The sequence below is a fragment of the Pseudomonas sp. PDM24 genome, from assembly GCF_019218905.1.
Lineage (GTDB): Bacteria > Pseudomonadota > Gammaproteobacteria > Pseudomonadales > Pseudomonadaceae > Aquipseudomonas.
On the sequence record NZ_JAHUWR010000003.1, the window covers coordinates 152,596 to 177,719 of the forward strand.

Below are 25,124 nucleotides of genomic sequence, written 5' to 3' on the forward strand. Positions count from 1 at the left end.
GGAATCTTTGTGCTCCCTGCCAATATAGCAAACATAGTAATCTACGTTTACTTTGTTAGCATACCCATAACAAGAGAACACTCATGCACAGCAATCATGAAGAACGTGAAGAGCTACGCCTGGCGCTGAGAAGCATCCTGAAGCGAATCTGGCCGGCAGAAGAGGCCGTCACCCGCTCAACCTCCCCCGCCGCACTGGAAACCCTGTGGCGAGCGCTATGCGCGAACGATGTGGTGTTGATGCGCTCTGCTCAGGACCTGGCCATGGTCATGAATGAATGCGGCCGCGTCGCAGCGCCCATACCGCTGATCGGCGCTGCCATCGCCCTTCCCCTTCTGGACGTGACACAAGCCAACGCGCTGACGCGTGGCGATCTGCGTATTACTGTCGCACTGGGGCGCTTCGATGGCGACAGACTGGCGGGCTCTCTACAACTTGAAGGCGATCGGGCGAACGGACAAATGGCGGCCATCGAAGACTGGTCCTTGGCCACTCACCTGTTGGCCATAGCCGACGACGGGCAGAGCGCCGCGCTGATCGAAACCACTGCCAGCGGATTGGTGGCCGAGCCTACCCCAGGTTTCGCGACCCCCGCACTGGTTCAACTGCGAATGGAAAATGTGGCCTGCAAGGTGATTGCATTGGTGCCTCGATTCGCTGAGCACTCGGCCAGGCTGGCCCGCCTGCTGCTCTGCGCACGCGCCAGTGGCGCTGGACGTCGAGGATTGGAGCTGGCCGTGAGCTATGTGCGCTTGCGCGAACAGTTTGGCCAGCCTATCGGACGCTTCCAGGCTGTCCAGCACAAGCTGGCAGATTGCATGGTGAACCTGGATATCTGCGAGTTGATGATCGACAACTGCGCCGACGCAATCGAAGCCGGCGAGGGAGCCTTTGAGTCCGCCGCCCTCCTCGCTGTCGCCAGCCCAGGTCTGCGCAAGGTCGCCCTGGAGCTACACCATGCCTTTGGTGCCATCGGTTATGCCGAAGAGCATGAACTGCCTCGACACTTTCGCCGCATCCATGCCGATATGTTGCGCCTTGGCAGCGCCCCTGAAGCTCGCCTTCAGCTGGGCAAGCACCTGCTGCAAAACGGCACCCCCTTTCCGCCATTCCGGAACGATCCAGATGCGGAGCGCTTGCGCCAACAGGTACGTACCTGGCTGGGTCAACATTGGGATGCCGAAGCACGCGCGGCGTCCTGCCAGCGTCCCTTTGCCGAGCGCGATTCGGACCTCAACTTTATTGGCGAGTTGGGTAAACAGGGGTGGCTCAGTATCAACTGGCCCGAGTCCCACGGTGGCCTGGGTCTATCGCCGCTCGAGCAACTGGCATTTGTTGAAGAAATTCATGGCTGTGGAGCCCCTATAGCTTTGTCCCAGGCAGGCAGTTGGCTTATCGCACCGGCGTTGATCAAATTCGGCTCCCAGCAGCTTCAGGATCAATTTCTGCCTCTGATCGCCAGCGGAGCGGCACGCTTCTGCCTAGGCTATAGCGAACCGGAAGCAGGCTCGGACCTCGCCTCCTTGCGTACCCGCGCCACGCGGGATGGCGATGAATTCGTGATTAACGGCCAGAAGCTCTGGACCACGCTGGCCGAGACCGCCACCCATGTATTTTTGGCAGCGCGCACAGACCCGGACGCCAAACCCAAACATGCGGGTATCAGTCTGTTCATTGTTCCTACGGACGCGCCAGGCGTCGATATACACCCCAGCATGGCGCTCTATGGTCGTACGTTCTCGACGGTGTTCTATGACGACGTGCGCATACCGGCGAGCAACCTGGTGGGCGAACTCAATGGTGGTTGGGGGGTGCTTACATCCGCTCTCGCCTCGGAACGGGTACTCATGGGCGGCAGCGTGGCTCGCCTGAAAGCACTGCTGGAAAATATCGCCGGCGCCTTGCACGAACGCCGAAACGATGCCGTCGTCCTGGATCGTATCGGTGGTCTGGCCGCTGAGCTGCACGCTGCTCGACTCTTGGCCATGCGCTCCGTCCAACTGCTACAAAAAGGCGCCCCCGCTTTGCTGGAAGGGGCTGTAAGCAAGTTGTTCACCGGTGAGTTCGCCGAACGGTTGGGCGAAACCGCACTAGAGCTTTTCGGCATCGGCGCCACGCTCAGCGAAGAGAGTGATTTGGCGCCTATAGCTGGCTCGATAGAGCAGCATGTGCGCGCCTCGATCATGGCCGTGATTGGCGGCGGAACGGCGGAAATTCAACGCACGTTGATTGCACAGCGCGGCCTCGGACTGCCACGATGAGTGCAGCCTTGAACTGGTCAACTAATTTTGGACACCAGTTACGGTTTCATGCCGCCAGCTTCTCCATAGCGACCGGTAGTCGTTGTAGCTGTGGAGCCTGACGTTGTTGTAACGCATCACATAACGCTGCACATCCACCCGCGCCTCATGTTCCGAGCGGTAGCCATCTTCTGGTACCCGCTCTGACTTGAGGCTTCCAAAGAAACGCTCCATCGGGGCGTTGTCCCAGCACTCACCTTTGCGACTCATGCTTTGCAGGAGTCCATGTTTGCGCATCTCATTCCTGAGTTTGTGGCTGGTGTATTGGCAACCTTGATCAGAATGAAACAGCACCTCTTTTGGCCGGCCTCGCAGGTCGACCGCCATCCGCAACGCTTCGCAGGTCAGCGTGGCATCGGAAATCATCGAAAACGACCAGCCCACGATCCTGCGGGCAAACAGATCCAGAACCGCCGCGAAATACATCCAGCGTGTGCCGACTTTGATGTAGGTCACATCGCCGCACCACACTTGGTTAACCGCCGTGACATCAAACTTGCGCTTGAGCACATGCGGCGCCACCAGCGCCTCAACGCCGGAAGATTTGTACTTGTGCCGCCGCCGTTGATGACTGGCAACACCGGCTTCGCGCATCAAGCTGCGAGCCATATGGCGCCCGACACGATACCCCTTGGCTTGCAGCTCCTTGGACAGGGTGCGAGACCCTGCGGACGCTCTGGATTCCTTATGATGCTTGACCAGCACGGCCTTAAGTTTCTCCCGCTCAGGATTCACTTTGCCCTGGCGCTGACGCCAGGCGTAAAAGCTGCTACGGGTGACTCCAAACGCCCGACAACAATTGTTAACGCCGTACTGCTCGCCCAGCTCATTGATCAGCGAGAATGATCTTTGGAGTCCAAAAGCAGGAGAGCACTGGCCATTTTTAGGATTTCAATGTCCAGGTCTTTTTGCCTGAGCAACGCTTTGAGCTGCTGAATTTCCCGCTGATCGGCAGTGATTGCCTTGGCCCCCACCGGGGTCGAACCCAAGCGTTCTTTGCGAACCTGGTCGACCCAACGGCGCAAGGCGGTAGGGCCAATATCCAAACTGGCACAAACATCGGGAACTGACTGGCCCTCGTCCAGCACCATGCTGGCGGCCTTGAGTTTGAACTCACTGGAATAAGATTTACGCATATCCAAACACCTCAGATTTGGGCGCCATCATAGCGCCCGATTGAAGTGTCCAAAATCATTAGGCCAGTTCACCTGGGCTGCAATGCGGGTTGCGTCCAGGCTAAGTGTCTTAACTACCTGTCCATACCGGTTTTCGGCGTTCGAGAAACGCTCGCGTACCTTCTTTTGCATCGGCGCTTTCACGCACCAGCTTGCCAGCTTCGCGCATGGCAACGAACAAGGCGCTCTCATCCGGATCCCCTGCCAAGCGCGCTACCCGCAAGCTCTGTTGCACGGCAATGGGTGCGCCTTCGGCAATCTGTTCGGCCATCTTCAAGGCCTGCGCCTCAGCCTGCCCAGTTGCCACTAGACGGTTCACCAAACCCAACTCGTAACCCCGTTTGGCCGAGATGGCGTCGCCGATCAGCAACATTTCATAGGCAATCGCCGGCGGAATTCGTCGCGGCAGGCGAAATACACCACCCCCACCGGCATAGATGCCGCGCTTGACCTCTGGCAGCGCAAAACTGGCGACTTCACTGGCGACCAGCAGATCGCAGGCCAGACAGATTTCCACGCCACCGCCAAACGCCGGGGCGTCTACGGCAACGATCCACGGCTTGGTGCGACGCGCCTCGATGATGCCGGCAAAACCGCCCTCTTTGGTCAGTAACGCCGCGTGGTTGCCAGCGGCCACCTCAGCCAGGTCCGCACCCGCGCAAAAGCTTTGGTCGCCGGTGGATGACAACACCACCGCACGGATTTGCGAGTCCTGTTCAGCTAGAGCGACGGCGCGGCCGATGCCTTGCGCAATCTCACCATTAATGGCGTTGCGCTTCTCGGGTCGATTGATCTTTACCAGCAGTACGTGATCGCCCACACGTGAAACCTTCAATACCTCGTCCACTCACCACCTCCGGATTTCGACAAGCAGTTGGGGCTTGCCTGTCCTTCGCCACGTCACTATAGTTTAATAAGTCAATATAGTTAACTACGTTACATAGGAGGTTGCAATGTCAAAGCATTCGCAAGGCGATCGAAGCCGTGGTCATTACATTGGTGGTGAATTCGTAGCCTCCACCGGCACCGAAGCCATCGAAGTAGTCGACCCGGCCAGTGGCGAGAAAATTGGCGAGGTGGCGGCCGGCACTGCCGAAGATATCGATGTGGCCGTGGCAGCAGCGCGCGACTGCTTCGACTCCCGCGCCTGGCGCAAGCTCAGCGCCCATGACCGCGCCAATACGCTGTGGACCTTCGCTGATCGCATTGCAGCCCATGTCGACGAGTTCGCAGAACTGGAGGTGCGGGATAACGGCATGCCGCTGATGTTCGCCAAAGCCACAGTCGCGAGCCTGGTGAACGGCGTTCGCTACTACGCCGGCATGGTCACCAAACTGCATGGCCAGACTTCAGAAATTTCTGGTAATGGCCGCGAGCTGCATGCCTATACCCAGTCCGAGCCAGTGGGCGTGGTGGGCTCCATCACGCCCTGGAACGCCCCTCTGGGTGTCCTGGTTAATAAAATCGCACCCGCTCTCGCAGCCGGTTGCAGCATCGTCTGCAAGCCCGCTGAACAGACGCCTCTGTCTGCTGTACGCCTCGGAGAATTGCTGGATGAATGGCAGCTATTTCCCAAAGGGCTGATCAACATCGTCAATGGCTACGGGCATGTCGCCGGCCAGGCCATGTCGGACCATCCAGATATCGACAAACTGACCTTCACCGGCTCGACAGCAGTAGGCAAGAAACTGGTACACGCCTCGGCCAACAGCAACCTCAAACGCGTGACCCTGGAGCTGGGCGGCAAGTCCCCGTTGTTCATCTTCGACGATGCCGACCTGGACAAAGCCATTGCCGGCGCCGCCATGGCGATCTTCGCCAACAGCGGCCAGGTCTGCTTTGCCGGCTCTCGCCTGTATATCCAGCGCAACATCTTCGACCAGGTAATCGAGGGTGTCGCCAAGATGGGTGCCGCGATGCGCCTGGGCAGTGGTCTGGATCCGCAAACCCAGATGGGGCCGCTGGTTTCGGCTCAACAGATGGCCCGCGTTCTGGCTTATGTTGAGAGTGGCGTGGGCGAAGGTGCCGAGCTGGTGTGTGGCGGCCAACGCCATGGAGACAAGGGTTTCTTCGTCACTCCCACCGTATTCGCCAACCGGGAGCGCAAGGCCCTTCGCATTGCCGAAGAGGAAATCTTCGGGCCGGTGGTCACGGCGATGCCCTTCGATGGTCTGGATGAACTGGAGGCTTTGGCCAACGACACGCCGTACGGCTTGGGATCGGGCATCTATACCAGCAATGTCAGCACCGCCCATCGAGCAGCCAAGCTGATTCGCGCCGGCAATGTCTGGATCAACTGCTATGGCATTCTCGACAAGGCCATGCCATTTGGTGGTTTCAAACAATCGGGCTGGGGCCGCGAATCTGGCTTTGAAGGCATCGCGCCGTTCCTCGAAACCAAGTCCGTTTACACCCTGCTGTAACGCTATAGGCTGCCGGCTTATTGCCGGCGCCTCAGGCGCGTCCCCATCCTCTCAATCCAACAACAAGAAGGAGCGCCCGGGATGATCGATCCTCTGCGCATACCCGTGATCGTGGGCGTCGGTGAATGCCTCGACCGTGACAACCTCCACGAACCCCGCACCTTGCTCGCCATGGCGGCGAAGCTGGCAGGCGACGAAGCACGAGGCCTGTTAGAACAGATCGACTCCATCGACGTTGTCGCAATCATGAGCTGCCAATACGAAAACATCGGACAGTTGCTTGCCAGTGATCTCGGTGTAACGCCGGAGCGAACCGGGGAAAGCCTGGCCGGCGGTGAAAAGCCGGTACGACTATTGGGTGAGGTTGCCGAACGAATCGCTGCCGGCGTGAGCCGCGTGGCTCTCGTGTGCGGGGCGGAAGCAACGCGTACGCGTGCCCGTGCCGCGCAGGACAGCAAACCCTTGGAATGGGGCCCGGTGGATCCAGCAGCCAGGCAACTGACTGCCCTGGATTTCGTCACCCCCCATGCAGCACGATATGGCCTGGTGCAGCCCACCCAGGTCTATCCGCTTTACGAGAACGCCACCCGCCACGCCTGGGGGCAGAGCCTGGAACAGGCGCAACAGGAGTCAGGCCTGATTTGGAGTCAGAACGCCGATGCGGCTGCGCATAATCCGACCGCCTGGCTTGGTAAACCGCATACCGTTGAACAGGTTGTCGAAGACTCCGACAGCAATCGCCTGATTGCCTACCCCTATCGCAAACTGATGGTGGCAAACCCCTTGGTCAATCAGGCCGGCGCCATTCTGATAACCAGCCTGGCCCGTGCACGTGCCGCCGGCATTGCCGAAGAACAGCTCATCTACATCTGGAGCGGCGCCCGCGCCGACGAGCCAAAGGACTTCCTCAGTCGCGACAGTTTTGCTCATAGCACGGCCCAGGATGCTGTACTGCGCAGCACCGTAGCGCAATCTGACCTGGAGCCGTCCGAGATCGACTTGGTGGAGCTGTACAGCTGCTTTCCTACCGTACCGAAAATGGCCCGCCGCGCCCTTGGCCTTCCAGAGCAGAAACCGTTGAGCCTTGCGGGAGGCTTGACCTTTTTCGGCGGTCCGGCGAACAACTACATGACCCATGCATTGGCGGCAGCCGTTCGAGCTCTGCGGGAACGCAAGGGGCAGACTGCACTGATCTATGGACAAGGGGAGTTCGTCACCAAGCATGCTGCCGTCGTGCTCGCCACCAAACCACCGAAACAGCCGCCGCAGATGCTCGATGTGCAAGCTGATGCCAATGCGGCTGCCGGCCCTCAGCCGCCACTCCTGGAAAGCTACCAGGGCATCGCCACGATCGAGAGTTTCACCATTATCTACGACCGCAACGGTGCGCCTAGCCAGGCACCGGTCGTGACCAGGACCCCAAATGGGGACCGAGTTGTGGCACTGGTGGCATGCAACGACGATGCATCGATCAAGGCACTACTGGGTTCAGACCCCATTGGCTGCCGCGGCCACATCAGCAGTGGTGAGAAGGGCCTATTGCAGTTCAGGGTAGATAAGTCAGACAGCCGAATGACTCATCAGTAACACCTCGACCTATCTGAGCGGCGTACTGACTGTGCGCTGCTCAAAGAGCTAACAACACATCATCCCGAATGAACAACTTTGCCACCGCGGCTCCCCTATAAGGGGACTCGACAGCGGAGGAACTGCGGGGAAGACGAATCGCACTTGTGCGACTCGCCTTCCCTGCTGTTTTTATACGGCAGAGAACTCGAAACTGGCGTACCCGCTTTCTGCCTCCGCATCACACTTCTTGCGGAAGGGGCCGACGCCGCCCACGTAGGGCATGAACACCCGGGGCTTGCCGGGGATATTCGCACCCACATACCAGGAGTTGGCTTGCGGAATCAGCGTCGAGTTGGCCACCTGATTGACATGTTCTACCCAGTCGAGAACAGCCTGCTCCTTGACCACCACCCGCGACCACCCCTTTTCCTGCATGTACTGCAGACAGTCGGATACCCAATCAACATGCTGTTCGATCGACAGCACGACATTGGAGAATACCGACGGACTGCCCGGCCCTGTGATCATGAAGAAATTGGGAAACTCGGAGACCGAAACGCCGAGGTAGTTTTGCGGCCCGGCCGCCCATTTGTCCGCCAGACGCCGGCCGCCAAGACCACGGATATCCACATCGAGCAAGGCACCTGTCATGGCGTCATAACCCGTGGCGAAAACGATCGCGTCCAGCGCGTATTCACCATCCCGGGTGCGGATACCCTTCGGCACGATGCGCTCGATGGGCGACTTGCGTACGTTGACCAGGCTGACGTTGTCGCGGTTGTAAGTTTCGTAGTAATCAGTGCCCACACAGATACGCTTGGCCCCTACCGGGTAATCGTGCGAGCAGAGCTCGTCCGCGACCTCAGGCCGAGTGACGATGCTGCGGATCTTGCGATGCAGGAAATCCACCGCGTACTGGTTGGACTCCTTGTTGGTCAGCATGTCTTTGTAGGTGAACATAAACTGCGGGCCGCCGACCGCCCACTGGCGCTCGAATGTCTGCTCCCGCGTCTCGGCACTAACTTCAACGGCAGACTCGGTCGGACGTGGATGCAGCCCCAGTCCCTGCTGGCGCGCCGCCGCGCGGATCGCTGCGTAGTCGTTTTTGATTTTGCTGACATAGTCAGCTTCTAGCGGAGCGTTACGCGCCGGCACCACATAGGCAGGTGTACGTTGGAACACATATAGGTGCTCGGCTTGTTGAGCAGCAACCGGAATAAGTTGAACACCGGTCGAGCCGGTGCCAATGATGCCTACTCGCTTACCGCGGAAATCGACCCCAGCCTTGGGCCAGTCGACGGTGTGATAGGATTCACCTGCAAAGCTTTCGAGCCCTTCGATATGCGGCAAGCGCGCCGAAGATAGGCAGCCACTGGCCATGATGAAGTAACGCGCGCTGATGGCATTGCCCTGATTGGTACGCACCTGCCAGAGCCCTGTGGCCTCGTCAAACAACGACGAAGTCACGCGCGTCTCGAATTGGATATGACGCCGCAGGTCGAAACGTTCAGCAACGTGGCGGATATAACTGAAAATCTCCGGCTGGGTCGCGAAACGCTCGCTCCAGCACCAGTCCTGCTGCAATTCCTCCGACCAGGAGTAGGAGTACTCCACGCTCTCGGCATCGCAGCGCAAGCCGGGGTAACGGTTGGCGTACCAGGTTCCACCCACGTCGGCATTTGCTTCGAATACCTGCACACGCAGGCCCAGGCCGCGCAATTTGTACAGCATGTAAAGACCAGCAAAGCCAGCGCCGACGATAACCGCATCGACCTGACCGGAATGATCCGCCTCTGTTTGCGGGGTGGAAGAGAAATGCTCGGACATGCTCTGACTATCCTCGTGGGTAGGTAAGAGAACTCGGTGCTAAACAGCCTGAGCGAAGGACACCAGCTGTTACACCGAGCAGGGGTTAAAGGTTAGGTGGACTAGCGTGCCAGTCGATGGTCGATGAACCGACCAATGTGCTCGATTGCGGCAGCGCTACCAGGCAGTACGTTCACGAACGAAACAAAGCCGTGGAACTGCCCTGGGTAACGCTCGAACTGCATCGGTACGCCCGCATCGACCAGTCGAGCCGCATATGCCTCGCCTTCGTCGCGCAGGGGGTCGTATTCGGCGGTGATCAGCAGGGTCGGAGGCAGCCCGCGCACATCGTTCACCTGCAGCGGAGACGCGTCCGGATGCTGGCGTTGTGCGGCATCGGGCAGATAGTGATCCCAATACCAACGCATCATTTCGCCAGTCAGGAGCGGCTGCAGGTTCGGATCGAGATAGGAAGGTCGTTCAAAGTCCGCGTCAGTGACCGGATAGAGAAGCACCTGAGCGGCAATGTGCGGCTGCCCTTTGTCCCGCGCACGGCGCGTTACCACGGCAGCAATATTTCCGCCCGCACTGTCGCCGGCAACAATAAGGGGAAGCAGCGAATCCGAGCCGAGCAGTTCACGCCCTTGCGCGGCGGCCCACTGCAAGGCGTTCATCCCATCATCAATCGCAGCGGGGAAACGCGCTTCCGGAGCCAGACGGTAGTTCACCAGCAATACCGCGCACCCCGTGCGCTCGGCCAACTTGCGCCCCAGTGTGTCAAAGTCGTCAATATGCCCGGTGACCCAACCACCGCCATGGAAATAGACCATCAGGGCTTTAGGAGTTGCACGGGGCACGAGCAGACGCGCCTCAATAGTGGCACCGCCACTGTGCACGAGCACATCGTGGACATTGCCCATCTCAGGCCCCTGCCCGTACATTGCTCGCAACTTGGAAGCGCCTTCACGCACCTGTAAGGCAGTCATTTCGTTCAGGGGGGTGACTCTCGCCTTGGCAAAGAGCTCCGCGAGTGCAGCGCTGTGCGAATCTAGAGGCATGCTTGCGATCCTTTTCAACCTAACGATGGGCAATACCTACGGCTGCCGACAGCACTTTTCTGAAAAGGCAGGTAGCCGGGCAGCCCAACCGTCGCGAAAAATGACCGCCGCCGAACTGAACATATTGGCGACTTTGCACACCTGAATCTTGGACATTTAACGGACTATGTATATACATAATCCCTGATAAATCACACAATGACAATACATATAGAGACGAACGTATACTCATGACCTCCCCTTCTTCGGCGCCAAAACGGGCGCCCAACAGTCGCGAAGCCATTCTTACTGCAGCGATGACCTGCTTCGAGCAGCATGGGTTGCGCGGTGCACGCGTAGAAGATGTACTGCAGGAGGCCGGCGTATCGCGCGGCACCTTCTACCGCCAATTCGCCGGCATAGATGCCGTGATAGTGGAACTGGCCGTTCGCTCCGCCCGCGATCTATTCGCGGCAGCTGTTCACGACAGCGAAAACGCCACGATGCCGGTAAGCGCTAGAGTGGCCTGGGTGGTCACGCGTATATCGGGCCGCGAATCCGACCCGCCCATTCTGAAAATGATCGAAGACAGCGGCGAACTGATGCGCCTCTCCAACATGGTCGTCAACACGGAGGAAGCCAGGCGTTTGCTGGCGGCTCCGTTGCTCCCGCTGTTACAGACCGGTCAGCGTGATGGCAGCTTGCGCACCGACCTGAGCCCAGAGCAGATGGCCGAGTGGTTGGTTCGCAATGCGAGCTCCATACGCCAGTTGCCGCCCCCCTGGTCAAACAACTTCTCCGAGCTGCTCGCTTACGTGAACGACTTCGTGATGCCTGCCTTGCTAGCTCGGCGCGACCCAGGACTGGAGGACGTCGTGGCCCGGCTAGGCCGAATCGAACAGCAGCTCGCAATCAGCGCTCTCACCACCGGCGAATGAGCACTCGACGAGAACACATGCCAAGAAACACGAGGCACATCGTGTTCCCGGCGCCGGCGTTTACCCTTGGAGTGCCGACCCCGCAGTCAGTCCGCCATCGCAGACAAACTCGGAGCCGGTGCTGTAACGACTGGCATCACTGGCCAGAAACAACGCCAACTCCGCCACTTCCTCCGGTAGCGCAACGCGTCCGATAGGCGTGCTTTTTCCGGCGTTGGCAGCCATGTCCCCCAGCATCGGCGTAGCCACTGCTGCAGGATGGATGGAGTTGACCCGAATATTGAAGGGCGCGAACTCAAGCGCGGCAACCTTGGTCATGCCCCGGACCGCCCACTTGGTCGCCGAGTAACCAATGGTCCTAGGCGTTCCGGTCAACCCGGCTGCAGATGACAAGTTCACGATGCTGCCGCCGCCACTCGCTTGCAGCGCTTCGAGTACTGCCTGCATGCCGAGAAAAACGCCCAGCTGGTTGATCTGGGCCATGCGCATGAAACGTTCAGGGGTCTCATCCTTGATCGCCGCCACGGTGAATATCCCTGCCGAATTGACCAAGATATCCAGCCGACCAAATACCCTGAGAGTACTCGCCACCGTCTGAGCCCATGCCCCAGGTTGACTTACATCCAGTGGCAGAAACAGGCGCCCTCGCTCATGGCGTTCTTCGCTGAAGCTGATGTCTGCCACCACCACCCTCGCCCCACGTGTCTCGAACAAAGTGGCGATGGCGGCACCAATCCCCCGCGCCCCACCACTGATCAAGGCCACCTTGCCTTCCAGTTCCAGGGCCGGCTTTTTTTCTTGCATCGCGTGATCCCCCGTCTAACTCATCCACCGCGCAAAATCCGAAGATTCATCGGGATCCGCGCAGCGGATGTATTTCAACCCTCAGCCTACGTAACGAATGGCGAACACTGAGCCGTCGGGGTATTTGAAATTCCCCGAGGAGTAGCTGTGGCCCGTGTTGGTCACGATCATCCGGTCACCGGCGAAACCGATCAGGTTCTGGCCCGCCTGGATATTGGAAGCGAATACATGCTCCCGGCCCTCGGAGTCGCGATGAATAATTGACGTTGTATAAGGCAGAGGCGCGCTGGAATCACCTTCTGCCCAATGAACGGAAGACATGAACCCCGCGTACTCGGGACGGAATGCCTCCCCACCCAACGGACCGAAGCCCTTCGGGGCTCGCAGTGTAGTGCCACCCTGCAAGGCAGCAATAGGCTGCGGATGAACCGTGCCATCGGCGATACGATAATTCGCTGTGCGGAATTCATGAGTCTGCTCTCCGCCGAAGTTGGTACTCCATTTTCCTTCAAGCACCAGCATGTTCTCCTCGCCCACCACCTGCGGATCGGCGTAATACAAGCGATACGGCATGACCGGCCCCGGACCTTGTTCGCCGTCCATCACCAACCAAGGTGTGACAGAACCATCCGGGCGTACTGCGTAGATCGTGCTGTTATGCATGCTGAAAATCAGCAGCAGACCTTCTTCCGGTGTGCCCTTGCGACCGAATACACCCGGCAGCAAAGCGCCGGAGATCTGTTCTTTGCCTGATCGCGGTGCGATGGCGAAGGGATATGGAATGCTCTCGCCCGGCGCCAGGCAATAGATCATATGATCCATCACGGCACCCCGGCGGTGCGGCACCACTTGGCTGCAAAAGAAAATGTGATTACCCCAATCGCCCCAATCCGCTGGCGCGATGATGGGCCGGAATACGCCAGCTTGCCGCCCTACGCCAGGAGCCATCAGCGTTTCCCAGCGATTGTCGGCATGTAGGCGATAGAGACCGCCGTGTCCCATCGACCAGTCAGTTTGCGCCTGGGGTTGCCCACCGATTTCCGAGATTAAAATGGACCCATCCGACAGCCCCCAGGCGCAGTCTTCACGCCAATCCCAGAGCACTTGGGGGTCATACAGAAACTCACCGCCCGAGACGATGGGTTCTACGATATAACGCGGGTCATGAACCTCGACCTTGAACTGGGTCAATTCGCGCAATTGATCGGATGTGAAGCGTGCGTTGCTCATGTTTGTACATCCTCTTATTGTTTTGGCTGGCGACGCCGGCCAGTTTTGGCGTCGCGCAAGGTGTTGCTGTTGAAGAGAGGCAGTACCTCGCCGTCTGCTCAATCCGAGTCGACGGCACAGACTGCCCGATGCGTCACTCAGCCGAATAAACCACGACCGACCGAACGGACTCACCAGTGCGCATCATGTCGAAACCACGATTGATCTCATCGAGTTCGAGATGATGGGAGACCAGATCGTCCAAGTTGTATTGGCCTTCCACGTACATGTCGACGAAGCGCGCTACGTCTTGGCGCTTGGCACCGCCCATCAATGAGCCTGTCCATTTCCGGCCGGTCATTAGGGTAAAAGGAACAGTGCTGAGCTCCTGGCCAGCAGGAATCACCCCTACGCATACCGAAAGTCCCCAAGCCGGGTTGGTACTTTCCAAGGCTTGTCGAGCCAGAGCTGGAACTCCAACGCACTCGAACGCAAAATCGACGCCCAAACCGGTCAACTTCTGGACTTCGGCAACAACGTTCTCAACCTCCTTTGGGTTGATGAAATCGGTGGCGCCGACTTTCCTAGCCACCTCTGCCTTGGCCGAATTGGTGTCGATGGCAATGATTCGCGACGCACCGGCGATCTTGGCCCCTTGAATCACACTGAGCCCCACGCCGCCGGTACCGAATACCGCCACTGAAGATCCTGGCGTGACCTTGGCGGTGATCATCGCAGCCCCCAAGCCGGTAGTTACGCCGCAAGCGATGCAGCACGCATGATCAGTTCGTGCCTGCTCATTGACCTTGACCAGGCTGTCGACCGGCACGACGGTCATTTCGGCGAAGGTGCCGAGCCCCATGTAAGAGGCAATTGGCTGACCATCGAGCGAAAACGGTGTTTTCGCGGATTGGCGGCGCGCCAGCATCTGCACACACAGGTTAGTACGCCCCGACTTGCAGAACGCACATTCGCCACAATCAGGCACTAGGTACGGAATCACCCGATCACCCACGGCAAACTCGCTGACACCCTCACCAACTGCGACCACGTCCCCTACCCCCTCATGCCCCAATATCACTGGGAACGCCTGCGGGATCTTGCCTTCGAGGGCACTCAGGTCCGAATGACAAAGGCCGGTGGCCTTCAGCTTCACTAACACTTCACCAGGGCCTGGATCAGCAAGAGTCACTTCACGAATCTGCAGAGGCTCGTTGGGGCCGAATGCAACGGCGGCTTTAACCGAAAGGGGCATTTTTATTCTCCTGGGACGGGACTGGCCTGCTTGGCTGCCGCCCTGTGTGGGTAGCGCTGTTTTAGTTATCGTAGTTAACCTAGATAACCTTCATTTCTCACTCTGACACGAACAGGAAGCGGCTGTCCAGAAGACAGTTGTAAAGACACAGGAGAGGATGATGGGAAAGGTTTATGGGTGCTGGATAGCTTGGACGTAGTGCTGGGCACTGGCCCAGAATTGTTCAAGGCCGCGCTTTCGCTGCATCTGCGCAAGACGCACCAGCGACATTTCTGCTGACACCCGCGGTTCGGCAAATGGACGCACCACATGCCCGTCAGGAACACTGTCTCCCCGAACAAACCAATCAATGCTGATCGCGCAGATACCTTGTGCCGCTGCAAAACTAGCGAGTGCAAACGGATGGGATTCTGGAGGCACGATGCATTGCGCACCGCCGTCCTGCACAAGCCATTGGGTTAGCTGATCGAAAAGCACGGGGCCATGCTCTCGGGCAAAAAATGCGATGGGCGTCTGCGCGAGGTCAGCAAGTGCAATGGATGGTTTGGCCGCAAGCGCGCTGTTCGCCGGTACCACTAGGTTGAACGGTACCCGCCGGATCACCAAGCGTTCAAACAGCTTCGAGTCCTGCAACTCGTGGCCCATGTAGAACGCTGCATCAATCTCCATTCTCAGTAATGCATCCAGTTGCTCAGGCTGAGGGGTACCAATGACCTCCAACAGCAACGACGGATAGTCCTTCGCGGCCGCCGACACCACCTGTGTGCGCTCGGGTACGAAGACCGAAAATGGTGTCGCGCCAAGGCGACAGGACAAGTCGTTACGCTCCCGAAGAGCTGAGGCATGCTCCCGAAGTTTGCGACTGGTATCGACTACGGCCGCCACACTGCCGAGAATCTCCTGCCCCTCCTTCGTAAGCTCGACACTCCGTGTGGAGCGCAGGAACAGGGCGAATCCAAAAAACTCTTCCAGCTTGCGGATCTGAACAGAAATGGAAGGTTGTGCCACATGCAGCCTGGCCGCAGCGCGCGTAAACGAGCGCTCCTCAGCAAGCACAACAAAGTAATTCAACTGTCTGGCGTCGAGCCTTTTCATCCATACGTACCAATCAGCGAGCTGATTTATAGGCTATCGCTATGAATCTCGCTCCGCAATCTATTGGACTCCTGCCACTCATTGAAACCAGACTTTTTTACAAGCTCCCTACTCAAGAAGAACAAAAATGCAAAGCTCGTTAGCAGAACTGCAACGCGTGTTCGCTATGCAGAAACGGCATCAGGCAGTGGTAAAGGCCTCCAATGCTGATGCGCGAATCAACAAGCTTCAGCGCCTCAAACAGGCCATCCTCCGCAACCAAGAAGAAATTGTCGAAGCACTGACCACCGACCTTCGCCGCCCTCGCACAAGCTCCCCAGAATTTGGTGCAGTCATCGCGGAGATCGATAATGCAGTCATTCATTTGAAGAAATGGATGACCCCTTTGGAGGTTAATCCCTCACTGCCCATACCAGGCGCCAGCGCGCGCATCGTGCGAGAGCCTCGCGGAGTCTGCGCGCTTTATGGCCCTTGGAACTTCCCCATTTTGTTAGTGCTGCAGCCGCTGGTGGCAATCGTTGCGGCGGGCAATTGCGCTATCGTCAAACCCAACGAGCTAACACCCGCAAGTAGCCAGGTGATTGCCCGAATCATTGCCGAGAGCTTCGATGAAGCCGAGGTCGCTGTATTCGAAGGTGGTGTAGAACTCGCGGAGCAAATGCAGGAGCTACCTTTCGATCACGTGTTCTTCACGGGTAGCCCGGCAGTCGGTCGCACCATCATGGCCGCCGCGGCGCGGCACTTGAGCTCCGTCACGCTTGAACTGGGCGGGAAGTGCCCCGTCATCATCGACCACACTGTCGACCTCAAAGACGCAGCAGAAAAGATCATTCGAGGCCGCTGCACCAATGCCGGGCAACTCTGTCTGGCCCCTGATCATGTCTGGGTACGCAAAGACCTGCGTGATGAACTCGTTCAGCACCTGTGTGAAACGGTGAGGACACTCTTCTATCCCCAGGGCTTTCTCGACAAAAACGCATTTGGTTGCATCGTGAATGGAAGAAATCTGCAGCGCCTGCAGGGCTATCTACAAGACGCGCTGCAGCGCGGAGCTTCACTGGCTTGTGGAGGGGAAATAGAAGCAGCTGATCTCACGGTCCACCCGACGGTGCTCATAGATGTTCCGGCAACTGCCACAATTATGCAGGAAGAAATCTTTGGCCCACTGCTTCCGGTGATGACCTGGGACTCCATCGATGAGGCGATCCGCGTGATCAATGCTCATGGCAAACCGCTGGCGCTCTATGTGTTCAGCAACGATGACGCATTTGTCGACAATGTACTGCTTCATACCTCTTCCGGCGGCGTCACTCATAACGACGTCATCCTGCATGCAGTAGATCCGGGTCTACCGTTTGGCGGGATAAACGGCAGCGGAATTGGCCGTTACCACGGCATTCACGGGTTCAACGAACTATCCAATGAACGCCCCGTGTTTTCAGTTCCTGACGTAGCGAAGAGAGGGTGAAGCCGTGAACAATTACATCCCTATCCAGCCTGAAGTCATCAAAAACACAGAACGAACGGGGCCTGTTTCCCTAAAACGTCAGCGCCTGATCTCCGCTTTGTACTTATCGGCGGTGGTACTGGGCCTTCTGCCGTGGCTGCTGAACTTGTCAGCGTTCTGGCAAGCTAGTGGCCTGGGGCTATTGTTTCCAGGTGCAGGCTTTCTTGCCGTGGGCGGCTGGTCACTGCTGCTTATTCCTGTCACGTTGCTATTGTTTGCAACAGCTCTCTTCGCCTGGTTCGCGACAGGAGTTGTGGTCGCACCACCATTGATCTGGCTCGGTAGCGCAATTCTTGCTGGCACACTGAGCGGCGATGCCACTTGGCCTTGGGCTCCCTGGTTGACAGCAGCCATATGTCTAGCCTGGCAAGTGCGCAAATACCTAAAACGCAGCAAGGTGCATCAACGCGACCTGGGGCGACGTGAGCAACGCAATGCCTATCTGCCCGATGCCATGCAGGCTGTCACAGCCAGAGCCGCGCCCCACATTCCCCCCGCCAACCACGAGCTCGGGGCCGATGAGGTCGCACTTTCCAGACTGATACTCGAAAGGGCACTGCAGCCCGTCGGGCAGCTCGAACACTTTGACCGAATCGACCAGTTCCAGACTGCATCACTACGCTATCAGCTCAACTTTCTGGGCTATGGGTTGGCGCAAATGCAGTCTCAATACACGCCCAACTTCCATGGCTATTTGAGCGAAGCCCAGCGGCGGCTTATCGAGCAGTACTTGCAGCGTCCGATCTGGGACTACTGGCGACTGGAAAATCTCTGGGGCAATCTGAAGTACGACCCCGACCCCGTCGACAAAGACAACGTCATGCTAACTGGCTACTTCGGGCAGCAGGTCGGCATGTACATGCTCAATACTGGAGACCATCGCTACGCCAAGCCTGGCAGCCTGACCTTTCGTTGGAACGACGATACCGCCTACGAGCACGACATACACAGCATCAACCGCTCTCTGATGTGGAACTTTGCTAACAGCAGTTACTGTCTGTTCCCTTGCGAACCCAACTGGATCTACACCGGCTGCAACTTCTTCGCCCTCAGGAGCGTCGCGGTGTATGACCGCCTGTTTGGCACACACCAACTGGATGAGCTTAGACAACCATTCCTGGACAGCTTCGAGCGTGAGTTTACGACTGCCAGCGGTAGTGTGGTATCCCTTCGCTCCAGCCTGACCGGGGCTACCGCGCCCTTCCCAGGGGGAGACGCCGGTGCGGTACAGGGGATGAACCTGATTTCCAGCGAGCATGCCAAGCGCTTCTGGGCCATGGCCAGAAACGACATGGCACCCCTGATCGTTGAACAGAACGGCTTGCGCCAAATGAAAATCCCCGGCAAGGGCCTGGATTTCGGCAATTATCGCCGTGGATTCACGATGATCTATGGTGGCCTGTTAATGCAGGCTCGAGAGATCGGCGACACCGAATTTAGCGAAGCGATCCTCAACGCTCTCGATCAGCAATGTGGCCGCAAGCTCGATAATGGTGTCTTGTCATACGAGGGTTCAAATCTCGCCAATGCCACCGCCTTTCTCGGTCGACTCATGCAGCGCGATGGTTATCGCCATTCGCTGACCCAGGGCCCTACAGCCGAGGCGCTTCGAGGCCCACTGTTGACGGGCGCCGAATTTCCGCAGGTGCTGGTAGCCAAAGCGAGAAGCCACGATGGGCAGGATCTAGAATTGGTCTTGTATCCCGGAACCGCTCCCGGCCCCCAACGCATCACCATCGAGCGTCTGAAACCACACGGCCATTACAGCACCAAAGGCACGATGCAGACGCATTTCACCGCTGACGCCGCTGGTACGGTCGAACTTGAGGTAATGCTCAACGGCCGAACTTCGGTATGCATAACGCAGAGTCAAGAGTAAGGAGTCATTTATGTTCGGCTGTTGCGTATTGGTAGTGTCGATCATCGTGCTGTTTCTTGAAGGCGCCCGGCGCGTTCGGGCTGCGCTCCAGTCACCGACTCGCCTCGCAAAGGCGGCGCTACCGGTACTCGCCAACTGGCATCGCAAAATGGCGGGCCCAGGCGCAATCGTACTGCTGTCAGTAATGTTTTCCGGAGCGTGTCTTTTGCTTCTTCACGGATGGCCGGAGCACTCGTCACCCGTTGCCACTGAGGAGAGCCTGGAAACCCTCTTCAGCGGCACTTTTTGCTCTGCAAAACCTGCAGCCAGCCTCGCAATAAAAGACCAAGCGGCTCACACAAACTGAGCCGCCCAAAGGGAAAGCCGCTTGTCCAACCGAGTGAAATCACCGTGGCACGGTATCAGCCATGGCAGCAAGAAAGATCTGTATACCTTGCCGTATGGTCTCCGATAACCACCGCCGACTCCAGCGATTCAGCGGGCATTGGGCAGGAGGAGGCATTTGATTATCGCTGGGCATGGGCGGATTCCTGCTTGGTTTAATAGTTCTGGGCCGAAACTGATTGCTAACTCAGCAAGGCCAAACATAGATAACCTAGATTACCATGTCAACCTCGCTCACCAGACGCTCACATTCTCAGCTACCACTTGATAAGTAGATATAATAGTTATATAAGTTAGCGAATAGAGCGATGACATAGGAACTCCATAACCATGAGCAACGAAGTCGAATCTGCAGTCGATACAGCGCCGCTTAACACGCCCGCTCCTCCTTCGGCACCAACAGACCAACAATCGGCTGCTGCAGCGGAGAGCGTACCCCACAGCATGACGCGCCTGACCATTGCCCGTCGGCTAACCGAATCGAAGCAGCAGGTTCCGCATTTTTATGTGAAAGGCGCTTGCCGGATCGATGCCCTAATCTCTCTGCGCAGCCAGCTAAACGCTGCGTTGCAGGTCAAGTCATCGATAAACGACCTTATCGTCCGCGCAGTGGCTCTCGCCCTGTGTGAAGTCCCGGAGGCCAATGTGTCTTGGGGCGAGAAAGCGATGCTCAAACACCAGCAGGTTGATGTTGCGGTAGCGGTCGCTACACCTCGCGGCCTGGTTACCCCCATCGTCCGCAACGTCGAGCAGAAGCAACCGCAAGAAATTGCTAGTGAGATCCAGGAGCTGGCCGGTCGCGCTCGAGCCGGCCGGCTCAAACCCCATGAGTACCAAGGGGGCACCGTCACCGTCTCTAACCTGGGCATGTTCGGCGTCGAAGAGTTCAGTGCCATCATTAATCCGCCGCAATCGATGATCTTTGCCATAGGTGCTGGCCAGGAACAGGTGATTGCCAACGGAGGGAAGATTGAAGTCGGTACGTTGATGAACGTCACCATCTCGGTCGATCACCGCGCCGTTGATGGCGCCGTCGCTGCACAATTGTTCGCGGCCTTCAAGCGCCTGATAGAACACCCTGAAGCTCTGAGCGCTGTGTAATACGCAGGAAACCCTGTATCGCTCGTCGCTACAGGGTCTTTTTGTTCCTTAAACGGCTGCGAGTTCTGCTCCAGCCGCTTTCGTAAAGAGCTCCTCATGCATCTCGTCACCTCCAAATGGACCCCATAAAAAAGCCGCGATCATTCGCGACTTTCTCATTTAGTTGACCGGCGTACTCAGTAGCCAGTCTGCAACCCGGGCGGCCAGGACATCGTTGTTGTCCTCCATCATCAGCATGTGGCCATTGTCGTGAATGCCAGACTCGGGCAGATAGTCCAGGGAAATATTGGCGAAACGCTGCGACAACATCCTGGCCTGCTCAACATCCAGCAACGACAGCGTGCTGCCCCGGGATGGCAGGTTATCTCCCCAGATCAGCCGTACTGGGATATTCGGAAAAAGAGGATCGTCCAGTCCCGGACAGGTCTGGGCAGGCTCAATCGAAGCAATCGCCTTGACCTGATGCGGACGACTGAGGGTCGCCATCCACCCCAGATGCCCACCTTGGGAATGGGTGATCAACACCACCTCACCGAGCATATCGATGAGCTGCAGTAGCGGCTCGAGGGCACGTGGATCGCTGCGACCGGGCGTGCCGGCGGCGATGGCGCCCGGCACACCAAAATCTGGCCAGAGCTGCGCGCCATAACACAGTGACTCCGCCAATGGAAAGCGCCCACCACCGCGAGCAAAGCGTTCGCCCATTTCCAGGCCGCAGGTAAAGGCCGGCCCCACGGGTTCTGCTCCATTGGCAAAGGGGTTCAGCCCTGTCAGATCTGGTGCGGAACGGCCACGCCACGCCTGGTCGATCACCAGCGTTTCGAAGCCGGCTCGCACGAACAAGGTTTGCCAGCCTTCACGACCATCAGGTGTCGTCTCCCAGGTCACACCGGAATGCATGCCGCCATGCAAGAACACAATCGGGATTGGAAAACATCGTTTCTGGGGAACCATACGCTGAACATACATGGCCCCCGTAACTTGTGTTTCCAGACCGAAGATCTTGTGCTGCACCTGGCGTGACCTTCCACCAATATAAAAGCTTTCTAGCGCAGCGAGATTCAATGACTGCATACCCCCTCCTTACTCTTCAAAGGCCGCACATAGCTCACCAAAGGCATCGGCGAATTCGAGCTTGAATGTTTCCACGACCTCACGAGAGGAACGAATGCTGTCGACCAGACCAACACCTTGGCCAACAAAATAGGTGACCAGTACTCGCGCCAATGGGTTTCCCGCATCGGCAGCACGGTCCACCGCTGCCAGGGGTTGATTACTGAGCATGGACATCAATGGCATGGGCAGCGCACCCGGGCTGTCCGGGGCGTCCCAGGCATCATGCCAGGCGGAACGCAGTTGCCGGCTCGGCTTGCCAGTGCGGGCCGCGGAGCGGATGGTGTCGCGGGAAGTGGCCTGGACCATTTTCTCGCGGAAGGTTTCGCTGGTTTCCGCTTCGCTGGTGGCCAGCCAGATCGATCCGGTCCAGGCTCCCTGCGCCCCCATGGCCATGCAGCCCGCCATCTGCTGGCCGGTCATGATGCCGCCAGCAGCCAGCACGGGCACCTCACGAATGGGCTTGATCGCGCGGATCACCTCAGGCACCAGCACCAGGGTCGACACCTCGCCGCAGTGGCCGCCGGCCTCGGTGCCCTGGGCCACAATAATGTCGACCCCGGCGTTGACCTGGCGAATGGCATGCTCCTTGGCGCCGACCAGCGCAGCCACAGGTACGCCATGCTGACGTCCGCGCTCAATCATTGACTTGGGCGCAATACCCAGCGCGTTGGCAATCAGCCGGATCGGGTGCTGAAACGCGACATCCATCAACGCCTCCCCCACATCCGACAAGGTCGGTGGACGGCGGCGATTGATCACGTTTTCCGGCGCAATAGTCACATCGTGCTTGGCCAGCAACGCCACCACAAAATCGCGATGACGGGTGGAAATTTTCTCAACTAACTCCTCGAAACTGATATCAGCAGAAACGGCCTGATGTTCGGGAATCAGAATATCAATGCCGTAAGGCTTGCCATCAACATGGGCATCGATCCAGTCCAGCTCTACCTTCAAACTTTCGGGGGTAAAACTGCTACCACCCAGCACACCAAAACCTCCGGCGCGACTGACGGCAGCGACTACATCTCGGCAATGGCTGAACGCAAACAGCGGAAACTCCGCTCCAGTCATACGGCAAGCATCGTTGTTCATGGGCACTTCTCTTTTATTGTTATTCGGTACGCCAGATGGCGAGTGCATCAAGGGCTTCGACGGCGGAGCCGTCGACGCGCAGTGGGTTGATCTCCAGCGCATCCAGGTCGCTGCCCAGCGCCAGGGCGGCATCACCGATGCGGGCGATCACGCGCGCCAGTTCATCCAGATCCGCTGGCTTGGTGCCGCGGTAACCCGTGAGCAATTTGCTAGCCTTCAACCCCGCCAACATGCCCTTAGCTTCAGTCGCCGATACGGGTAGCAAGCGCAGTTGAGTGTCACCGAGCAGCTCGACCCAGACGCCGCCAAGTCCTACCGCTAGCGCCAAGCCCCACACTGGATCGCGGGCCACGCCCACCAATAGTTCGACGCCACCTTTGCGCATGGGGGAAACGATGACACCTTCGATATGTGCAGCGGGTTTGGCCTCGCGAACATTGGCCATGATCCGGTCGTAGCCGTCGCCAACTGCTTGCACGCCTTCCAGATTCAGCAACACACCGCCAACCTCGGTCTTGTGCTGGATGTCCGGGGAGAGAATCTTCAATACCAGCGGCCCCTCGAGCGAGCTCGCGGCCGCCTCGGCTTCCGCGCGACTGGTCACAACCCGCTGAGGAATGACAGGCACGCAGAGGGAATCAAGAAACGCCAGAGTATCGCGCTCGGTTGAGGGTCGTACCTGGCTGGCCTGCCCCTTGGAGTGGGCTGCTGGGAGGTCGCGGGCCTGATTGCGCGACCAGCGATAGAGATGGCCGATAGCACGGACAGCATGGTCAATTCCCCCGGTCAGGGCCGGCAGTTCGTTGGTCTTGAGCAGGTCCAGCCCGTAAGCAGTTACTGGCTTCAGCACTTGCTGAATAAGGCAACCCCGCGCTCCGGACGTACGGAACCCCAGCGAGACCTCACGCATGGCCCCCTCCGACATTGGCGAGGCGGTCTCGGCCGACGACGGGATCTCGGACACTACCCCGATAAAGCCGATATTGGCATCCTGGCTGAGCGCCTTGATGGCACCGGAATATATTTCCGGATTGCGCATTACTGCGCCGGTGACATCCAACGGGTTATGGGCCGCGCCAAAGTCCGGCAGTATCCCTGCAAGGGATTCAAGGGTAGCCGGAGCAAACTGCGGGAACGTAATGCCCACTTCCTCGCCACGGTCGGCGAAAATCTCGCAGGCCCCACCCGATGGAGAAACCAGGGCAAATCCTTTGCTCGCATCGATAGGACCGGTGGCCGCCAGCAGGTCTGCCGTAACCACCAAGTCCTCCAGCGAATCGACCCGGACAATGTTATAGGCATCGCACACCGCCTGGAACACCCGGTCATCCCCAACCAGCGCGCCGGTATGCGCCTGGGCGACGGTAGCCGTGAGCTCACCGGTGCCGATTTTCAAAATGACGATTGGCTTGCCAGCACGAACAGCCGAGCGCGCTGCGGCCTCAAAGCGACGCGGATCACGGATCGACTCGGCAAATACGGCGACCGCCCGCGTGGCCTGGTCGTCCACCAGAAACTGGATGACATCGGCCATATCCACCATGGCCTCGTTACCCATGGCAATCGAATAGGTCAGACTGACCCCTTGCTGGTGGGCGAAAGCGCTTATCATCGCTGCGGTTGCCCCACTCTGACTGACCAGCCCCACACGCGGCTGGATGAGCGCCGGAACCTTGATGGGAATAGCCGAAAGCGAAACGCTATCGACGAAGTTGGAGAAGCCGAGGCTGTTAGGGCCCAGCAGAGTAATGCCCAGCTCCTTGGCTAGCGTGAACAGGCGCGCCTGCTCAGCGGCGCCCTCCTCGCCGGTTTCGGCAAAACCTGAGGTCACCACCGCACCGAATCGGATACCACCAGCCGCCATATCCTCGATGGCGTCCTGCAAGGCCACCGCCGGCACCGCCACAAAGGCAGCATCGACATCACGCAACTGAGCACAGGACTGGAAGGTTTTCTGCCCCAATGCATCTGTACCACGACGGTTGACAAGGTGCACCGGACCACTGAAGTTCAAGGCCTTGAGGCTTCGCGCCACCAATGCAGACCAGGGGTTCTTGTCGGACGCGCCAATGATCGCGACAGAGCGCGGCCGAAACAGCTTCTCCAGTTCCATTTCCGATGCACCTTTATTATTAGCTAAATTAGTTAGCTAGGTTATAGCGTGTTGAGTCAACAAATCAAGCATGCAACGGCATCGCGTTTTTCGATACAGACATTCACGAGTGAACGGTGCGCGATCACCTTTCCGATGGGGGACCGGCAAGCGAATCAAGGGACATGCCTATAGCCAGGCGCTCCACAAGGAGCCCTGTACTGGGCAAACGGATGGTGGGGAGGATCTAAGACGTTACGCGATACGGCAGACGCATTGCACGGCTGCGCTATTTAGCAGGCAAAAAAGGTTTGCCCAGGGGGCCGAATCGAACTGGCGATT

At 58.3% G+C, this 25,124-nt stretch carries 19 protein-coding genes; 7 read left to right on the forward strand and 12 right to left on the reverse strand.

Annotation, left to right across the window (positions count from 1 at the left end; all coding sequences use genetic code 11):
• Positions 1–83 precede the first annotated feature (83 nt).
• Entirely contained in the window at positions 84–2,261 is a 2,178-nt protein-coding gene (locus tag KW837_RS12385) for an acyl-CoA dehydrogenase family protein (protein WP_218396037.1), read from the forward strand.
• A 21-nt stretch (positions 2,262–2,282) separates the two neighbouring features.
• Here the strand turns inward: KW837_RS12385 and KW837_RS12390 are convergent, their stop codons facing one another.
• From KW837_RS12390 to KW837_RS12395, 3 genes are all read right to left on the reverse strand, one after another.
• A complete protein-coding gene (locus tag KW837_RS12390) occupies positions 2,283–3,137 on the reverse strand; it encodes an IS3 family transposase (protein ID WP_371317130.1) in 855 nt (284 codons plus the stop codon).
• Positions 3,134–3,436: a transposase gene (locus KW837_RS28755; protein WP_256348728.1), complete on the reverse strand. Its 303-nt coding sequence runs from the start codon at positions 3,434–3,436 to the stop codon at positions 3,134–3,136. The genes KW837_RS12390 and KW837_RS28755 overlap by 4 nt, the downstream gene beginning before the upstream one ends.
• Before the next feature lie 109 nt (positions 3,437–3,545).
• Entirely contained in the window at positions 3,546–4,322 is a 777-nt protein-coding gene (locus tag KW837_RS12395) for an enoyl-CoA hydratase-related protein (RefSeq protein WP_218396039.1), read from the reverse strand.
• Between the two features lie 106 nt (positions 4,323–4,428).
• Between KW837_RS12395 and KW837_RS12400 the strand changes: the two genes are divergently transcribed.
• Positions 4,429–5,898, forward strand: a complete 1,470-nt coding sequence (locus tag KW837_RS12400; RefSeq protein ID WP_218396041.1) for an aldehyde dehydrogenase — start codon at positions 4,429–4,431, stop codon at positions 5,896–5,898.
• Positions 5,899–5,979: 81 nt separating this feature from the next.
• Positions 5,980–7,485, forward strand: a complete 1,506-nt coding sequence (locus KW837_RS12405) for a hypothetical protein (protein ID WP_218396043.1) — start codon at positions 5,980–5,982, stop codon at positions 7,483–7,485.
• A 171-nt stretch (positions 7,486–7,656) separates the two neighbouring features.
• Here KW837_RS12405 and KW837_RS12410 read toward each other — a convergent pair whose 3' ends face one another.
• The gene (locus KW837_RS12410; RefSeq protein ID WP_218396046.1) at positions 7,657–9,294 is read right to left on the reverse strand and encodes an NAD(P)/FAD-dependent oxidoreductase; all 1,638 of its coding nucleotides are present in this window, start codon (positions 9,292–9,294) and stop codon (positions 7,657–7,659) included.
• Between the two features lie 101 nt (positions 9,295–9,395).
• Entirely contained in the window at positions 9,396–10,331 is a 936-nt protein-coding gene (locus tag KW837_RS12415; protein WP_218396048.1) for an alpha/beta hydrolase, read from the reverse strand.
• Between the two features lie 230 nt (positions 10,332–10,561).
• On the opposite strand from KW837_RS12415, the gene KW837_RS12420 reads away from it, so the two are divergent.
• Positions 10,562–11,248 (forward strand): TetR/AcrR family transcriptional regulator, encoded by a 687-nt coding sequence (locus KW837_RS12420; protein WP_218396050.1) that lies wholly within the window; start codon positions 10,562–10,564, stop codon positions 11,246–11,248.
• Positions 11,249–11,308: 60 nt separating this feature from the next.
• On the opposite strand, the gene KW837_RS12425 is transcribed toward KW837_RS12420, so the two are convergent.
• The 4 genes from KW837_RS12425 to KW837_RS12440 all read right to left on the reverse strand — a co-directional run bounded on the left by KW837_RS12425 (position 11,309) and on the right by KW837_RS12440 (position 15,611).
• Positions 11,309–12,052 (reverse strand): SDR family oxidoreductase, encoded by a 744-nt coding sequence (locus KW837_RS12425; protein ID WP_218396052.1) that lies wholly within the window; start codon positions 12,050–12,052, stop codon positions 11,309–11,311.
• 81 nt (positions 12,053–12,133) lie between these two features.
• On the reverse strand, positions 12,134–13,282 hold the full coding sequence (locus tag KW837_RS12430; RefSeq protein ID WP_218396054.1) for a hypothetical protein: 1,149 nt from the start codon (positions 13,280–13,282) through the stop codon (positions 12,134–12,136).
• A gap of 133 nt (positions 13,283–13,415) precedes the next feature.
• Positions 13,416–14,516, reverse strand: a complete 1,101-nt coding sequence (locus tag KW837_RS12435; protein WP_218396056.1) for an alcohol dehydrogenase catalytic domain-containing protein — start codon at positions 14,514–14,516, stop codon at positions 13,416–13,418.
• Between the two features lie 171 nt (positions 14,517–14,687).
• Entirely contained in the window at positions 14,688–15,611 is a 924-nt protein-coding gene (locus tag KW837_RS12440; protein ID WP_218396058.1) for a LysR family transcriptional regulator, read from the reverse strand.
• Positions 15,612–15,738: 127 nt separating this feature from the next.
• Here KW837_RS12440 and KW837_RS12445 point away from each other — a divergent pair, with 127 nt between their 5' ends.
• The 3 genes from KW837_RS12445 (at position 15,739) to KW837_RS12455 (ending at position 20,482) form a co-directional block, all read left to right on the forward strand.
• Positions 15,739–17,079, forward strand: a complete 1,341-nt coding sequence (locus tag KW837_RS12445) for an aldehyde dehydrogenase family protein (protein ID WP_218396060.1) — start codon at positions 15,739–15,741, stop codon at positions 17,077–17,079.
• Between the two features lie 4 nt (positions 17,080–17,083).
• Positions 17,084–18,997, forward strand: coding sequence for a hypothetical protein (locus KW837_RS12450; protein WP_218396062.1), 1,914 nt, complete (start codon positions 17,084–17,086; stop codon positions 18,995–18,997).
• A 714-nt stretch (positions 18,998–19,711) separates the two neighbouring features.
• Positions 19,712–20,482 carry a 2-oxo acid dehydrogenase subunit E2 gene (locus KW837_RS12455; protein ID WP_218396065.1) on the forward strand — a complete coding sequence of 257 codons (771 nt, stop codon included), beginning with the start codon at positions 19,712–19,714 and terminating at the stop codon, positions 20,480–20,482.
• A gap of 159 nt (positions 20,483–20,641) precedes the next feature.
• Here KW837_RS12455 and KW837_RS12460 read toward each other — a convergent pair whose 3' ends face one another.
• Genes KW837_RS12460 through KW837_RS12470 form a run of 3 tightly spaced genes read right to left on the reverse strand, consistent with a single transcriptional unit; the run spans position 20,642 to position 24,803 of the window.
• Positions 20,642–21,556, reverse strand: coding sequence for a hypothetical protein (locus KW837_RS12460; RefSeq protein WP_218396067.1), 915 nt, complete (start codon positions 21,554–21,556; stop codon positions 20,642–20,644).
• Between the two features lie 9 nt (positions 21,557–21,565).
• The gene (locus KW837_RS12465) at positions 21,566–22,690 is read right to left on the reverse strand and encodes a nitronate monooxygenase (protein ID WP_218396069.1); all 1,125 of its coding nucleotides are present in this window, start codon (positions 22,688–22,690) and stop codon (positions 21,566–21,568) included.
• A gap of 19 nt (positions 22,691–22,709) precedes the next feature.
• A complete protein-coding gene (locus KW837_RS12470; protein ID WP_218396071.1) occupies positions 22,710–24,803 on the reverse strand; it encodes an acetate--CoA ligase family protein in 2,094 nt (697 codons plus the stop codon).
• Positions 24,804–25,124: the final 321 nt, after the last annotated feature.